Source organism: Arthrobacter sp. MMS24-T111 (genome assembly GCF_054888995.1).
On the sequence record NZ_JBTZRO010000001.1, the window covers coordinates 3,575,577 to 3,591,607 of the forward strand.

Consider the following 16,031-nt stretch of genomic DNA (forward strand, 5'->3'; position numbering starts at 1 on the left):
GTCAGCCCTTGATGGTGAACGCCTTGGCGGCCACGGCCGGCAGGAAGCTGTGGGCTTCCGGGATGTGGGCGGCGCTGACGCGGCGGCGGAACACCCAGTAGGTCCAGGCCTGGTACGCGATCACCAGGGGAAGGCCAAAGGCTGCGACGATGCTCATCAGGCCCAGGGTGTAATCCGAGGAAGAGGCGTTGGAGATGGTCAGGTCAAAGGCACTGTCCAGCGTGGAAGGCAGCACCACCGGAAACACCGCCCCGAAGATGGCAGTGGTCCCCAGCACCAGGAAGGCGCCCAATGCGAGGAACGCCCGCCCCTCGGAGCCCTTCCGGGCCAGCAACCAGGCGGTTACGGCAGCACCTACGGCGAGGACGACGGCGGCCCAGGTCCAGGGCTTGCCGTCCATGAACTGGATGGCAAGGGCCCATGCGGCGATCGGCAGGAGCAGGACCGGCAGGAGCCGCACGAACCACCGCCGCGCACGGTGCCGTACGTCGCCGTCGGTCTTCAGGGCCAGGAAGGCCAGGGCGTGCAGCAGGGAGAATCCCACCACGGCCGCACCGCCCAGCAGGGCGTAGCCGCTGAACCATGCCATGGGGCCACCTTCCCGGTCGCCGTTGGCGTTCAGCGGCAGGCCGGTGGTGGTCAGGGCAAGGGCGGCTCCAACCCCGAAGGCCGCGAAGAAGGAACCCAGGGCAATGGCCCAGTCCCAGCGGTTCCGCCAGCTGTCGGTATTCACCTTGCCGCGGTATTCGAAGGCCACGGCACGGAAGATCAGGGCCAGCAGGACCACCAGGAGCGGCAGGTAGAGCGCGGAGAACAGGGAGGCGTACCAGAGCGGGAAGGCCGCGAACGTTGCGCCGCCGGCGGTCAGGAGCCACACCTCGTTGCCGTCCCATACGGGTCCGACGGTGTTCAGGAGCACCCGGCGCTCGGTGTCGTTGCGGGCGAAGATCTTCATCAGCATCCCGACGCCAAGGTCGAAGCCCTCCAGGAAGAGGTAGCCGGTCCACAGCACCGCGATGGCGATGAACCAGATGGTGGGAAGCAGTTCCATTGTTCGTTTCCTCTGCTCGTTGGAACCTGTTGGGTCCGGTGCGGCTAGTAGGCGAAGGCCAGGACGTCGTCGGCGGCCCTGGCTTCTCCGGTGCCTCCGTCGCCCGAGGTCCGGTCCTCATTCTCATCGGCCGGTGCGTGGGCAAGTTCGGGCATCGCGGAGACCACGCCGCCGCGGATGTACTTCACCAGCAGTTTCACTTCCACCACCAGCAGGACGGCGTAGACGGCGGTCAGTGCCACCAGGGAAGCGATCAGCTCGCCCGCGGAGACCCCCGGGGAAACGGCGGCGGCGGTGAACATGAACACCTGGTCGATGCCGCTGGGGTCCGGGTTGGGGGCCACGACGAACGGCTGGCGGCCCATCTCGGTGAAGATCCAGCCGGCCGCGTTGGCGCCGAAGGGTGCCAGGATGCCGAACACTGCAAGGCGCATCAGCCAGCGGGATTCCGGTACCGTCCCCTTGCGGGTGATCCAGAGCGCCACCAGCGCGGCCAGGGCCGCGAGGCCGCCAAAGCCGATCATCATCCGGAAGCCCCAGTACGTGACTTCCATGACAGGTACGTACTGGATCTCCTGGCCGGCGCGGTCGCCGTAGATCGGGTTGTCCGGCAGGTTGGTTCCGTATTTCTCCTTGTACTCGGGCAGCAGGCTGTTGACGCCCTTCACCTCGGTGGTGAAGTCACCCTTGGCCAGGAAGGAGAGGATGCCGGGGACCTCGATCACGGCCACGACGTCGTCGCAGTTCTTCGATCCCACGTTGCCGACGCTCAGGACGGAGAAGCCGGTGCCGTCATGGCAGGCGGCTTCGGCGGCGGCCATCTTCATGGGCTGCTGCTGGAACATGAGCTTGCCCTGGAGGTCACCGGTGACCGCCGTGCCTGCGAACGAGATCATGGCCACCACGGCGCCGATGCGCAGGGACCGGATCCAGACATTGTAGTCGGTGCGGTCCCGGCCAGGGATGCGGGCGTCCTCACCGGGGATGGCCCGGCCGTCGACACCCACGGTGTCAACGCCGTCGTGCCGCCTCCGCCACAGGTGGTACCAGGCGATGCCCAGGAGGAAACCGCCGGCTACGGCGAGGGCACCGAACAGGGTGTGCGGGACGGCCACCAGGGCAGTGTTGTTGGTAAACACGGCCCAGGCGTCGGTCATCACGGGCCGGCCGTTCACCATTTCCACGCCCACGGGGTGCTGCATCCAGCTGTTGGCCACGATGATGAAGTAGGCAGAAAGGGCTGAGCCGATGACGGCAACCCAGAGGCAAGCGAGGTGGATGGCGGGCTTGAGCTGTTTCCAGCCGAAGATCCAGAGGCCCAGGAAGGTGGACTCCACGAAGAAGGCGAGGAGGGCCTCGAGTGCCAGCGGGGCGCCGAAGACATCGCCCACGAACCGGCTGTATTCACTCCAGGCCATGCCGAACTGGAACTCCTGCACGATGCCGGTGGCGACGCCCATGATGAAGTTGATGAGGAATAACTTCCCCCAGAACTTGGTCATCCGCAGGTATTCCGGCTTGCCGGTGCGGTACCAGGCGGTCTGGATCACCGCTACCACCAGGCCCAGGCCGATCGTCAGCGGCACCATCATGAAGTGGTAGACGGTGGTGATGCCGAATTGCCAGCGTGCGATTTCCAAGGCGTCCATGGCAGTCCCTACTGTTAGCAGTGCAGTTTTCTACGCTTCGTAGAACTCTAACTTCTACACAGTGTAGAACACTGTCGGTGGCTGCAAAAAACCATCCACCCCTCCCCTAGGATGGCGCGTCACGGCCCGCCGCGCCAGATGTTCTACCATATGTAGAAAGAAGCGGGGTTTCGGGGTAAATTTAGTTCTGTAGTTGAACAACCGCGTGACGTCATCGGCGCCGCAAGAAGCGCACGGTGCGGGGAAATAAAGGAAAAGTGAAATGGCTAGTCTTGGTGAACTGGAACGGGCGGTCATGGACCTGCTCTGGGCGGGCCAGGAAGCGGCTACGGCCAACACCCTGAGGGACCAGCTGGCGCGCTCGTCGGCGGCACAGGGCGGGGCGGGCCACGAAGGCAAGGAACTGGCTGTCACGACCGTACTTACCGTACTCTCCCGGCTGGAGAAAAAGGGCTGGTGGAACGCGAACGCGGCACCCGCCCGCACCGCTACCAGGCAGTTTCCAGCCGCGCCGACCACACGGCCGAACTCATGCATGAGGTCCTCGGGTCAGCACCCGACCGCGAGGCTGTCCTTGCCCGCTTCATTGGATCGGTTTCCGAAGGTGAAGCCGCTACGCTGCGCAAACTGCTTGGCCACCTTTAGCAGACCATGTTCTGGGCCTCGTACCTGCTGGCGGTCCTTGCGATAGTCCTTGCGTGGCCCGTGCCGATCCTCCTCTCGAGGGCACAATGGCCGGCCAGGTCGCCGTTCACCGCGATGCTTCTTTGGCAGGCGATCGCCCTCGCCGGTGGCCTGTCCATGATCGGCGCCATGCTGGTCTATGGCCTGGAGCCGATTGGCGACAACCTCGTGGCCGGCCTACGGGCCCTCGCCGGCATGGTGCTTTTCAGCGCTCCCACCACGGCACTGGGGTTCTGGCACATCTTCGCCCTGTCCGCCGCGGCCCTGCTGACCGCACACCTGGTCTTCACCCTGCTGCTCACCTACTACAAGATCCAGCGGCAGCGGCGGCGGCACCGTGAGCTCCTGGCCCTGCTGGCCTCACCGTCCGGGCAGGACACCGGAACGCTGGTCATCAGCCATGACTCCCCGGTGGCCTACTGCCTGCCGGGCGGAGCCCGCTCTGTAACCGTCTTGTCGGACGGCCTGATGGCCGCTCTCGAGCCTGCCGAACTCCGCGCTGTCCTCATCCATGAGAACGCCCACCTGAGCCAACGGCACCACCTCCTGCTCTGGGCGTTTGCTGCCTGGCGGCAGGCGCTGCCCTGGCTGCCCACCACCCGCCTTGCCCAGGAGTCGGTCAACTCACTCATTGAGATGCTGGCCGACGACGTCGCCCTGCGGACCGAAAGCAAGGCGACCCTGATCAAGGCCATCGCCATCGTCGCCAGCGGCTCCGCGGCGAATCCCGTTGCCGGTGACATCCGGCCGTCCTCACCCAGCCTGGCGCTGTCCGGGCTGGAGGCGGCCTCCGTGGGACCGGGCTCGGACGCGGTCCGGACCGCAGCGTCCAGGGTCAGCCGCCTGCTGACACCGCAACCCCAGCTGCCGGCCGCGGCCCGCAGCGCCGTCCTGGCCGGCTGCATCCTGCTGCTCGCGCTCCCTACCGCTTTGCTCGTGGTACCAGGGCTGCTCGGCTGACCTGCCACCGTCGCCGCGGTTGACCTGCCGGAGCCCGGCCGTCACGCTCAGGCGTCGATGCGCTCCCGGTCCAGGCTGGACGCCCCGGCGATGATGAAGTCCTTGCGCGGGGACACATCCGAACCCATCAGGAGGTCGAAGATCTCCTCCGCCTGCTGGGCGTTCTCGATGCCCACCTTCCGAAGGGTCCGGTGGCGTGGGTCCATGGTGGTCTCGGCCAGTTGCTCGGCATCCATCTCCCCCAAGCCCTTGTACCGCTGGATCGGTTCCTTGTACCGTTTCCCCTCCTTGGCCAGGCGCGCCAGCAGCACGTGGAGCTCGGCTTCGGAGTAGGTGTAGATCATCTCGTTGGCCTTCTGGCCGGCGTTGATGACCTCCACCCGGTGCAGCGGTGGAACCGCGGCAAAGACCCTGCCTTCGAGGATCATGGGCCGCATGTAGCGGAAGAAGAGGGTCAGCAGCAGGGTCCGGATGTGGGCACCGTCCACGTCGGCGTCCGTCATGAGGATGACTTTGCCGTACCGGGCGGCGCTGATGTCGAAGCTGCGGCCGGAACCGGCGCCCACCACCTGGATGAGGGCTGCGCATTCGGCGTTGGAGAGCATGTCCCCCACCGATGCCTTCTGCACGTTCAGGATCTTGCCGCGGATGGGCAACAGGGCCTGGAAATCGGACGAGCGGGCCAGTTTGGCGGTGCCGAGGGCGGAGTCGCCTTCCACGATGAAGAGTTCAGAGCGTTCGACGTCGTCCGTGCGGCAGTCAGCGAGCTTGGTAGGCATCGAGGACGTTTCCAGGGCGTTCTTGCGCCGCTGCGTCTCCTTGTGCACGCGGGCCGAGATCCGGGACTTCATCTCGTTGACGATCTTTTCCAGCAGCAGGGCCGACTGTGCCTTGTCGTTCCGGTTGCTGGAGGTGAGCTTGGCGGTGATCTCCCGCTCCACCACCCGCGCCACGATGGCGCGGACGGCGCTGGTACCCAGGATCTCCTTGGTCTGCCCCTCGAACTGCGGCTCGGCGAGCCGGACGGTCAGGACTGCGGTCAGGCCGGCGAAGATGTCGTCCTTGTCGATCTTGTCGTTGCCGGCCTTGAGCTTGCGGGCATTGGTTTCCACGGCTTTGCGGAACGTTTTGACCAGGGCTTGCTCGAAGCCGGACTGGTGGGTGCCGCCCTTCGGTGTGGCAATGATGTTCACGAAGCTGCGGACCGTACTGTCGTAACCGATGCCCCAGCGCAGGGCCACGTCCACTTCGCAGTCACGCTCGACCTCCGCCAGCTGGCTGTGGCCCCGTTCGTCAAGGACAGGAACGGTCTCCTTGAACTTGCCGGAACCGTGCAGCCGCCACACATCGGTGACGGCGGGATCAGCAGCCAGGAACTCGACGAATTCCGAGATGCCGCCGTCGTGGTGGAAGACCTCTTCGTGCGGGCCTGCCTCACCGGGGGTTCCCGGGAGCTTGCGTTCGTCGCGCACGGTGAGCTTGAGCCCGGGCACCAGGAATGAGGTCTGCCGGGCACGGGCTGCGAGGTCCTCGTAGGAGAACTTCGCGTCCGGGGTGAAGATCTGCCGGTCCGCCCAGTAGCGGATCCGGGTCCCTGTGACTCCGCGCTTGGCCTTGCCCGTGAAGTCCAGGACAGAGTCGTTGACGAACGGCGTGAACGGCGCTGCCGGATCCGGCTTGGACCCGGTGTCCTTGAACCGGCCGGGTTCGCCGCGGCGGAACGACATCCGGTAGGTCTTGCCGCCGCGGTCCACCTCAACGTCCAGGCGTGAGGAGAGGGCGTTGACCACCGACGCGCCCACGCCGTGGAGGCCGCCGGACGCGGTGTAGGAGCCACCGCCGAACTTACCGCCTGCGTGCAGCTTGGTGAAAACCACCTCGACGCCGGTGAGGCCCGTCTTGGGCTCCTTGTCGATGGGAATGCCGCGGCCGTCGTCGTGGATTTCGACAGAGTTGTCCGCGTGCAGGATGATGCGGATGTCGTGGCCGAAGCCGGCCAGGGCCTCGTCCACCGAGTTGTCGATGATCTCCCAGAGGCAGTGCATGAGGCCGCGCGAGTCGGTTGAGCCGATGTACATGCCCGGGCGCTTGCGGACAGCTTCGAGCCCTTCCAAGACGGAAAGGTGCCGGGCGGTGTACTCAGAGCTTGGTGCCACTGGTGATGAACTCCTTCAGGGACGTGGGGGCGGTACTGGGAACCGCTCCCTCTAGGGTAGTCGGCGGCAGCGACAGGAGCCTGCTGCCACACCCGCGGGCCGCTGTGCAGCACGCCACGGGTTGGGTCCCGAATGTCGGTGGGACATTCTTGACCCAACCTTGCGGATACGCGCACAGCGAACTTGCCCCATCCTTGCGATGGATTGGATACGAATGCTGGTTATATAGATGTACTGATCTACTAAGGAGGCCGACATGACAACAGCAGTGGCAGACCGCACGCTCAACGCACTGGACCGGTGCGACCGTTGCGGAGCTCAGGCATATGTCCGGGTTGTACTCGAGTCCTCCGGCGGTGAGCTGCTGTTCTGCGGCCACCACGCCCGTGCAGTGGAGGCAACGCTTAAGCCGTTGAGCTCCGACTGGCACGACGAGACGGGAAAGCTTCACGAGAAGGCTGCCGTCGAGATCGACTAGATGAGGCATCGGTAACAACGAACCCGGTGGGACCTGTCCGAATGGATGGGTCCCACCGGCGTTTAACCGTCCTTTAGGGGAACCTCGCGGGGGGTTAAGCCGGGCCGCCCCGGGCCCACCGCAGGGTGGGTTCGGGGCGGCCCGGCGTGTTGCGCAGGAGATCTAGTCCAGGTAGTCGCGCAGCACCTGCGACCGCGACGGGTGGCGGAGCTTGGACATCGTCTTCGATTCGATCTGCCGGATCCGCTCGCGGGTGACGCCGTAGACCTTGCCGATTTCGTCTAAAGTCTTCGGCTGTCCGTCGGTGAGGCCGAACCGCATGGCAACCACGCCTGCTTCGCGCTCGGAGAGGGTATCCAGCACCGAGTGCAGCTGTTCCTGCAGCAGGGTAAAGCTCACGGCGTCGGCCGGGACCACCGCCTCGGAGTCCTCGATCAGGTCGCCGAACTCGGAATCGCCATCCTCGCCCAGGGGGGTGTGCAGCGAGATCGGTTCGCGGCCGTATTTCTGGACCTCGACAACCTTTTCCGGCGTCATGTCCAGTTCCAGTGCCAGTTCCTCGGGCGTGGGTTCGCGGCCGAGGTCCTGCAGCATCTGGCGCTGCACGCGGGCCAGCTTGTTGATGACCTCAACCATGTGCACCGGGATACGGATGGTACGGGCCTGGTCAGCCATGGCGCGGGTGATCGCCTGCCGGATCCACCAGGTGGCGTACGTGGAGAACTTGAAGCCCTTGGTGTAGTCGAACTTCTCCACCGCACGAATCAGGCCCAGGTTGCCTTCCTGGATGAGGTCCAGGAAGAGCATGCCGCGGCCCGTGTAGCGCTTGGCCAGGGAAACCACGAGGCGGAGGTTGGCCTCCAGGAGGTGGTTCTTCGCGCGCTTGCCGTCGTGGATGATGAATTCGAGTTCGCGCTTGTACTTGGGGTCCATGGTGTCCCCGTCGGCCGCGATCTTTTCTTCGGCGAACAGTCCGGCTTCGATCCGGAGCGCCAGGTCGACTTCCTGCTCGGCGTTGAGCAGTGCCACCTTGCCGATCTGCTTCAGGTAGTCCTTGACGGGGTCGGCGGTGGCGCCGGCGGACATGACCTGCTGGACCGGGGCGTCGTCGTCGTCGGCGTCGGAGTAGACAAAGCCCTTGCCGCTGCCGGCGGCACCCTTGACGGGATCGGCGTCGGCATCCTCGACCGCGTCGGGGCCTTCGAGGACGATGTCGTCGATGTCCTCCTCGACCTCCTCGACGTCGTCCGGGTCAACGTCACCGGCGGCGGACTTGCCGGCAGCCTCTGCTGCAGCCTTGGCGCCCGGCTTGGGCCCGCGCTTCTTCGGCTCGCGCTTGCCGTCCGCTGCAGCCTCACCGGACGAAGCCTTGTTGGCTGCCCGCGTAGCTGCCCGCTTGGCGTTGGTCGCGGCCTGCTTCTCCTCAGGGGACAAGACGTCCTGGGCGGCGGAATCCTTCTTCGTGGAAGACGGGGTCACAGAAAACCTTTCTAGCGGTGGTCTGTGGAATCACCATACGGGCAACACCACTATGACCCTGTCAAGTCCGTGGTGGAAACCAAGCGCCACCACGGCCGGCAGAGTCACTTAAGACAACTCCCGGAGCGGCTGTAATGTTCCCTTGCGGGCGCGGTTACGAGCACTCGATACACGGACCCAACCGGGTCTCGGCATCCATTGTCTCATGATTTGGCCGAATCCGGCCTCCCGCGCCGCCATCCGTTACCGCCCCAGCGCTTCCGGCGCCCCTTGAAGGGAGTGGCCCGGGGCCACCGGGGCGGGCGTCAGACCACACCTCCGCCGTCCGGCCCCAGGGGATCCGGCCCGAATTTCTGCCAGGCGGCGTCCTTCCGCGCCGCCCAGCCGCAGAGCGCACCGCGGGCGACAATGTCCAGCAACAATTCCGCCAGCCGGTACCCGGGCTCAAGCCGGAGCGCCTCGCCCAGGTAGGCGGCCGCGTATGATCCGCGGCCGCGGCACCAGGCGATCCATCCCCTGCCGGCCAGGGCCGCGGCCCCGGCAGGTCCGCCCGGCGCTGCCAGGTGTTCAAGGACCCGGTCGAGCATGTCCAGGGCCGCCCAGCAGGGTACCTCAGGCGCCACTCCCATCAGGATCTCGCCGTAGCCGGCAACTGGAGATCCGGCAGCGTTGGGCAAGTGTGGCCGGCGGTTCCGGTCCAACCGCGCAGGCGCTGTTGCAGCCCCGACCCCCGGTTTCCGCAACCGCGGCGATGTGTCCCGGCATGGGGCCGGCGGGGCCGGCGGCGCGGACACGGCGGAATCGCCGGCGACCTCCGAATCACCCGCATCATGCAGGACCCCGAAAAGCTCAGCCCCTTCCTCCGCGGCGTTCCTGCCCGCTGCTGCCATCACCAGGACGGCGTCGCGCCAGGTCGGCACGACGAGCGTGGCGCGAAGGTACGCATCGCGCTCGGCGTCCGGCCGCCACGGCGCCCCGGCCGGCTGGCCCAGGAGCCTCTCCCAGAAGTCGAGCACGGAGCTGAACTGGGCCCTGCTCCTTGTCCGCCCGGCAAGTTCTTCCATCCAGCCGTCCTCCCGGGCCAGGACGGAGGCCACATAGGGGCCCGGAAGCGCCGGCACGGGCGCAGTGCCGGATCCCGGCGCTGTCCCAATGCTGCTGCCCCTGTACACCATCTCGGCATTGAGCATGCTGTCCCTGATCTGCTGGACCGGGCGGCCGGGCAGTGGGCAGCACGAGGTGTCCCGGCACAGTGCGTCCCGCCAATACTCGTCGCCCACGAACCAGGCGTCACGAACAGGCATGCCCGCCTGTTCCAGGACAGCCTGCACCTCGCGGACCAGTTGGTCGTAGGCGGTAGGCGGCGCCGCCCCGGCGTCGGTGGTGAAAACCGCCAGCAGTGAACCGTCGGCCTCGACGTCCGACTGCAGGTAGCGACGGACGGCGCGGGCGAACCGCGACGGGTCCACCTGTGTTTCCAGGCCTGGAAGGTCAAGCCGCAGCGTGGCTCCCAGCGTGGTGCCGCGCAGGGTCATGGCCACGAGGCTCGACGCCGGCCAGTATCCCAGCGAATGGGGGATGAAGCCGAGGATGTCTTCGGGGCCGTGCACTGTCATTCGTTCCGGAGCTGTCATGGCTCCAGCATTCGCCCCCGGCCGCGCAGCGCGCACCGGGCAGTTCAGCTATGTGGGAAACCTGATCGGTGGAGGACCAGTGGCCCGCACCCGCACCCTTAGTCGTCGGTGGGCGCAGGCTGCCGGCGGCGCGCCAGGCTCTCCCGGCGCTGCCGCGCCAAGGCACTGCGCAGAGGCGGCACGACGATTCCCTGCGCCGCCATCTGCCGGCGCACCTTACGCCGGGAGGCAACAATCGCTGCCGAACCAATCGCGAGCAGCAGGAACTGGACGCTCAGGGCCAGCCGGAACGGGCCCAGGCCATACAGGACGCCCTGCGAGAATCCGGTGGCATACAGCAGGTCCAACACCAGGCCGATCAGGAAAATGGACACCAGGGCGGCAATGAACCCGCCAACGTTGACGATGCCGGTGGCCGTCCCGATCCGGTGCGCGGGGTTGAAAGTCCGTGCGAAGTCAAAACCGATCATCGACCCCGGGCCGCCGATGGCGAGGACAACCACCAGCATGGCCAGCAGCCACAGCGGAGAGCGGCCGGGCAACAACAGCACCGCAGCCCAGGCGGCAGCCGTAAACCCGGCAATAAGCAGGACCATGGTGGAGCGGCGAAGCGGGTGGCGGGACACGAAACGGCCAATGAAGGGACCCACGGCCATGGCAGCGGCAACATACAGCGCCATCAGGGCGGCAACAGTACCGGCGTCCAGGCCCTGGCCGGAGATCAGGAACGGGTAGCCCCAGGTCATGGCGAACACGGTGCCGCTGAACTGGATGGTGAAGTGGCTCCACATTCCCAGCCTGGTTCCGGGCTGGCGCCAGGCGCGTGCCAGCGAGACGCCGGTGGCTTTCAGCCCCTGCCGGGCATCCGGGCGTTCGGTGCCCGGCGGAACGTCCTGCAGCAGCAGGAGGACCAGCACGACGGCGAGGGCTGACATCCCGGCCAGCATCAGGAAGGCGGGAGTCCAGCCCGAAAGGTGCAGGACGAGCGCGAACGGAAGGACACTGAACAACTGCCCCAACTGGCCGGACATGCCGGTCAGCTGGGTGACCAGGGGGACGCGTACCGGGGCAAACCACAGCGGGATGAGCCGGATCACCGAGATGAAGGTCATGGCATCGCCGGCGCCCACCAGCACACGCCCAAGGACACCGCCCGGGATGCTCTCGGCAAAGGCCAGCTGCAACTGGCCCAACCCCATCAGCACCGCGCCGCCGGCGATCATTGCCCGGGAGCCGAACCTGTCCACCAGCAATCCGACCGGGATCTGCAGCCCGGCGTAGACCAGCAGTTGCAGGACCGTGAAAAAGGATATGGCAGAGGCCGTGGCATGGAAGCGCTCGGTGGCCTCAAGGCCCACCACCCCGAAGGAGGTGCGTTGCGCCACGGCCACCAGGTACCCAAAAATTCCAACGGTCCAAATCAGCCAGGCGCGGGGAGCAGTCACCCGTTCATTATGCCCGGCCCGGGCAGGCTCCCCGGAAGCCGTGACGCGCCGCTACGGCTTCGGATTCTCCCTGGCCAGGTACGCCTCCACGGCGGCGCCGAGGTCGTCGGCGTCGGGAAGCTCGTCATTTTCGTTGGCCAGGAGCGAGCGCCGCACCATGCCGTCGGCCTTCTCGTCGTAGCGCGTCTCGAGGCGGGCAACCACCTGCTGGACTTCCTCGGACGCCTCGATCTGTTCGGCGATCTGGCGGCTGACGTCACGACCCGACTCACGCAGCCGGTCGGTGGGCAGCATGAGTGACGTCGCAGCACCCAGGTATTCAAGGCCGGCAACGGCGGCCGTGGGGTACTCGGCCTCCGCGAGGTAGTGCGGCACGTGGATGACGTAGCCGGCGACGTTGCGTCCGGCTTCGACGAGGCGCAATTCCAGGATGTGGCCGACGGCGGCTGGAACTTCCACGGTTGGCTTCCACACCGAAATGCCTTCAATGAGCTCAGGCCGGTTTCCGTGCACGGTGACGCCCACGGGACGGGTGTGCGGGACCGGCATGGGGATCGAGTGGATCCACGTGACCAGGTTGACATCGAGTTTCTCCACAATGTTGACCACGGCGCGGGCGAACCGCTCCCACTGCAGGTCGGGTTCGAATCCAGCCAGGAGGAGGAACGGTTTTCCGAGGCCGTCGACGAGGCGGTAAAGGGCCAGCCGCGGTTCCTGGTAGTCCTGGATGTGGTCTTCCACGAAGCTCAGGTGCGGGCGGCGGGACCGGTAGTCGATCAGCTGGTCGGCGTCGAAGACCGCCACCGGCTGGGCATCAAGGGTGTCCAGCAGTTCGGCGTTGATCTGCTTCACCACGTGGCCGGCGTCGGCGAAACCGGTGAAACCCATGACCAGGTTCAGCCCCCGCAGATCGGGGCTGTGGAACAGCTCGATGTTGCTGGCGTAGAGCGCGTCGGGGTCCAGCAGGGAGCCGGAAATCCGTTCAAGCACGGCGTGTTCCTTTCAGGGGTTCGGGTGGACATCTTGCATAACGCGGCGGACGGGCCGGGCATTCCGGCACCCCGTGTGGCGCACATCTCAGGAAATTCTCCCGCCGTGGCGCGGAAGGGCTACGATCGGAATTGGCCTGCCAGGCGGGCTGGCACGCACCCGGAGCGGTCCACGACGGCCGGAGCCGGGCCACCATGGCAGAGCGCCCAACATGCATTCCTGCCCGAACATTTCGAGAATTGAGGACTCATCCCTGTGGTCAAGAATACTGAAATCAACCTTAGTACCGTCTCGCGCGACTTGAAGAAGAGCGCCAGCGAGGCAGTGGTCATCGGGGTGGGGCAGGGAACCGACGGGCCCGTCCTCCTGGACAACCCGTTGACGGCAAAGTCTGCGGAAGCCCTCACGGAATCCCTCAAGGCGCTCGGCATTACCGGTGCCGCAGACCAGCTGGTACGCCTGCCGGGCCTGCCCGAGACCGGAGCCGGAATCCTGGCCCTGGCCGGGGTTGGCAAGGTCGCCGCCACCGAACCGCTGGCAGGCGAGTCGCTTCGCCGCGCCGCAGGCTCGGCGGTCCGCCAGCTTGCGGGCCTGGCAACAGTCACCCTGGCGTTTCCGACGGCGACCGTGCAGGACGTCGCTGCCGTCGCCGAGGGCGCGGCACTGGGAGCCTACTCCTTCACCGAGTTCCGGTCCTCGACGGACGGGCTGAAGGAACCGGTCCGGAACGCCGTGATCTTCACCGAACTGGCCCGCACCGCCGGCGTGGACTCCGCGCTGAAGCGCGCAGGCCTGGTGGCCAAGGCCGTGAATGCGACCCGGTCCCTTGTCAATACCCCGCCCAGCCACCTGTACCCGGAATCCTTCGCGGAGGCCGCCAAGGATCTCGCCAAGGGCCTTCCGGTGAAGGTGACCGTTTGGGACGAGAAGCGCCTGGAGAAGGAAGGCTTCGGCGGCATCATGGGCGTTGGCAAGGGCTCCTCGCGGCAGCCGCGCCTGGTGAAGGTCGAATATTCCCCCGCCAAGGCCACATCGAAGATCGCCCTCGTCGGAAAAGGCATCACGTTCGACACCGGCGGAATTTCCCTCAAGCCGGCCCTGAACATGGGCGACATGAAGAGTGACATGGCGGGCGCCGCCGTCGTCCTTAACACTGTCCTGGCCATCGCCGGGCTGGGCCTGCCCGTCAAGGCCACGGCCTGGCTGTGCATCGCCGAAAACATGCCCGGCGGCGCCGCCTCCCGCCCCGCCGATGTCCTGACCATGTACGGCGGCAAGACCGTGGAAGTGCTAATACGGATGCCGAAGGCCGGCTGGTCATGGCGGACGGCATCGTCGCAGCGAGCGGCGAATACCCGGACGCCATCATTGACGTCGCCACCCTCACCGGCGCGCAGCTCATCGCACTGGGGAACCGCACCGCGGGCATCATGGGCTCGGACAGCGTCACCGGCGCGCTCAAGGTTGCCGCGGACCGCGCCGGCGAGCTGGTCTGGCCGATGCCCCTGCCGGAAGAACTGCGCCCCAGCCTGGACTCCCAGGTGGCGGACCTTGCCAACATCGGAGAGCGGCACGGCGGCATGATGACCGCTGCCGTTTTCCTGCGCGAGTTCGTGGGTAAGGACAAGGCGGGCACGCAGATCCCCTGGGCGCACATCGACATTGCCGGGCCGTCATTCAACAACGGCAGCCCGTACGGCTACACGCACAAGCAGGGCACCGGCTGCACCGTCCGGACCCTGGTCGCGTACGTCGAGGACATCCTCGCCGCGGCCTGATCAAGGGTTGACGGGCCGTGCCGCGCGGCTTTGCGGCGGGGGTGATCCCTCCGCCACAAAGCCGCGTGACACTGGCCACAAGCGCTCCACAAACGCGCCGCCAAGGTGGAGCATGGATAGGTGGTTCGCTAAGGTGAACCACGGTAGTCACAAATGCAAGAGAGTTGCCCTGCTGACATAATCACGGCAGTGCAAGTTCCAAGACCAGATGATGCGCGCTGATCGCGTCATCGTTCACGCGAGGGAGCGTTTTAGTGGCCGATCAGGCAACTGCGCAAGAATTCGACATCCTGGTACTCGGTGGCGGCAGCGGCGGGTACGCCGCGGCGCTGCGGGCGGTACAGCTGGGCCTTACCGTCGGCCTCGTGGAGAAGGGCAAGCTGGGCGGCACCTGCCTCCACAACGGCTGCATCCCCACCAAGGCCCTGCTGCACTCTGCAGAGCTGGCCGACCACGCCCGTGACTCCGCCAAGTACGGCGTGAACGTCACCCTCGACAGCATCGACATCAACGCTGTCAACGCCTACAAGGACGGCATCATCGCCGGCAAGTACAAGGGCCTGCAGGGACTCATCAAGTCCAAGGGCATCACCGTCATCGAGGGTGAAGGCAAGCTGCAGGGCACCGACACCGTTGTCGTGAACGGCACCGCCTACAAGGGCAAGAACATCGTCCTGGCAACCGGCTCCTACTCCCGTACCCTGCCCGGCCTGGAAATCGGCGGCAAGGTCATCACGTCGGACCAGGCCCTCACCATGGATTACATCCCCAAGAGCGCCATCATCCTCGGCGGCGGCGTCATCGGCGTCGAGTTCGCCTCGGTCTGGAAGTCGTTCGGAGTGGACGTCACCATCGTCGAAGGCCTCCCCTCCCTCGTTCCCAACGAGGACGCCACGATCGTGAAGAACTTTGAGCGTGCCTTCAAGAAGCGCGGCATCAAGTTCTCCACCGGCGTGTTCTTCCAGGGCGTCGAGCAGAATGACGACGGCGTCAAGGTCACCCTCGTGGACGGCAAGACCTTCGAAGCCGACCTGCTGCTGGTTGCCGTTGGCCGCGGCCCCGTCACCGCCAACCTGGGCTACGAGGACGCGGGGATCACCATTGACCGCGGCTTCGTCATCACCAACGAGCGCCTGCACACCGGCGTCGGAAACATCTATGCGGTGGGCGACATCGTTCCCGGCGTGCAGCTGGCGCACCGTGGTTACCAGCAGGGCATCTTCGTTGCCGAGGAAATCGCCGGCCTGAAGCCGGTGGTCGTCGAGGACATCAACATCCCCAAGGTCACCTACTCCGAACCCGAAATCGCCACGGTTGGCTACACCGAGAAGGCTGCCAAGGAAAAGTTCGGCGACGACCAGGTCCAGACCCAGGAATACAACCTGGCCGGCAACGGCAGAAGCTCCATCCTGGGCACCTCCGGACTGGTCAAGCTGGTCCGCCAGAAGGACGGCCCCGTGGTTGGCGTCCACATGATCGGAGCCCGCATGGGCGAGCAGGTGGGCGAGGCCCAGCTGATCGTGAACTGGGAAGCCTACCCGGAGGACGTCGCCCAGCTGGTGCACGCCCACCCCACCCAGAACGAGGCCCTCGGCGAAGCCCACCTGGCGCTGGCCGGCAAGCCGCTGCACGGCTGATTTTCCACAGTATTACCAGGCCTGGTGCACCCGGCCGCGCAGGCCGGGTGCACTAGGCTTCCACCATGGCAGCAATCATTCGCACTAAAG

At 66.2% G+C, this 16,031-nt stretch carries 10 protein-coding genes and 2 pseudogenes; 5 read left to right on the forward strand and 7 right to left on the reverse strand.

All coding sequences use genetic code 11. The features are described from left to right. Window position 1 precedes the first annotated feature (1 nt). Window positions 2-1,051: a cytochrome d ubiquinol oxidase subunit II gene (cydB, locus tag ACX5I6_RS16805; RefSeq protein WP_461841211.1), complete on the reverse strand. Its 1,050-nt coding sequence runs from the start codon at window positions 1,049-1,051 to the stop codon at window positions 2-4. Window positions 1,052-1,095: 44 nt separating this feature from the next. Further along, on the reverse strand, window positions 1,096-2,700 hold the full coding sequence (locus ACX5I6_RS16810) for a cytochrome ubiquinol oxidase subunit I (protein WP_461841212.1): 1,605 nt from the start codon (window positions 2,698-2,700) through the stop codon (window positions 1,096-1,098). A gap of 262 nt (window positions 2,701-2,962) precedes the next feature. On the opposite strand from ACX5I6_RS16810, the pseudogene ACX5I6_RS16815 reads away from it, so the two are divergent. Beyond that, window positions 2,963-3,345, forward strand: a pseudogene (locus tag ACX5I6_RS16815) (BlaI/MecI/CopY family transcriptional regulator). A gap of 6 nt (window positions 3,346-3,351) precedes the next feature. After that, complete coding sequence (locus ACX5I6_RS16820; RefSeq protein WP_461841213.1) at window positions 3,352-4,344, forward strand: M56 family metallopeptidase; 993 nt, start codon at window positions 3,352-3,354, stop codon at window positions 4,342-4,344. Between the two features lie 47 nt (window positions 4,345-4,391). Here the strand turns inward: ACX5I6_RS16820 and ACX5I6_RS16825 are convergent, their stop codons facing one another. Further along, window positions 4,392-6,500 carry a DNA gyrase/topoisomerase IV subunit B gene (locus tag ACX5I6_RS16825; protein ID WP_461841214.1) on the reverse strand — a complete coding sequence of 703 codons (2,109 nt, stop codon included), beginning with the start codon at window positions 6,498-6,500 and terminating at the stop codon, window positions 4,392-4,394. A gap of 256 nt (window positions 6,501-6,756) precedes the next feature. On the opposite strand from ACX5I6_RS16825, the gene ACX5I6_RS16830 reads away from it, so the two are divergent. Next, window positions 6,757-6,978 carry a DUF7455 domain-containing protein gene (locus ACX5I6_RS16830; RefSeq protein WP_013600696.1) on the forward strand — a complete coding sequence of 74 codons (222 nt, stop codon included), beginning with the start codon at window positions 6,757-6,759 and terminating at the stop codon, window positions 6,976-6,978. 162 nt (window positions 6,979-7,140) lie between these two features. Here ACX5I6_RS16830 and ACX5I6_RS16835 read toward each other — a convergent pair whose 3' ends face one another. The 4 genes from ACX5I6_RS16835 to ACX5I6_RS16850 form a co-directional block, all read right to left on the reverse strand. Next, window positions 7,141-8,457, reverse strand: a complete 1,317-nt coding sequence (locus tag ACX5I6_RS16835) for an RNA polymerase sigma factor (protein ID WP_461841215.1) — start codon at window positions 8,455-8,457, stop codon at window positions 7,141-7,143. 305 nt (window positions 8,458-8,762) lie between these two features. Next, complete coding sequence (locus ACX5I6_RS16840; RefSeq protein ID WP_461841216.1) at window positions 8,763-10,091, reverse strand: DUF4192 family protein; 1,329 nt, start codon at window positions 10,089-10,091, stop codon at window positions 8,763-8,765. A gap of 98 nt (window positions 10,092-10,189) precedes the next feature. Beyond that, entirely contained in the window at window positions 10,190-11,536 is a 1,347-nt protein-coding gene (locus ACX5I6_RS16845) for an MFS transporter (RefSeq protein WP_461841217.1), read from the reverse strand. Window positions 11,537-11,587: 51 nt separating this feature from the next. Continuing rightward, complete coding sequence (locus ACX5I6_RS16850; protein ID WP_018761082.1) at window positions 11,588-12,526, reverse strand: proteasome assembly chaperone family protein; 939 nt, start codon at window positions 12,524-12,526, stop codon at window positions 11,588-11,590. Between the two features lie 255 nt (window positions 12,527-12,781). On the opposite strand from ACX5I6_RS16850, the pseudogene ACX5I6_RS16855 reads away from it, so the two are divergent. Together ACX5I6_RS16855 and lpdA are read left to right on the forward strand one after the other, a co-directional pair. Further along, window positions 12,782-14,304: pseudogene (locus tag ACX5I6_RS16855) on the forward strand (leucyl aminopeptidase). Between the two features lie 254 nt (window positions 14,305-14,558). Next, complete coding sequence (gene lpdA / locus ACX5I6_RS16860; protein WP_461841218.1) at window positions 14,559-15,941, forward strand: dihydrolipoyl dehydrogenase; 1,383 nt, start codon at window positions 14,559-14,561, stop codon at window positions 15,939-15,941. Window positions 15,942-16,031 lie beyond the last annotated feature (90 nt).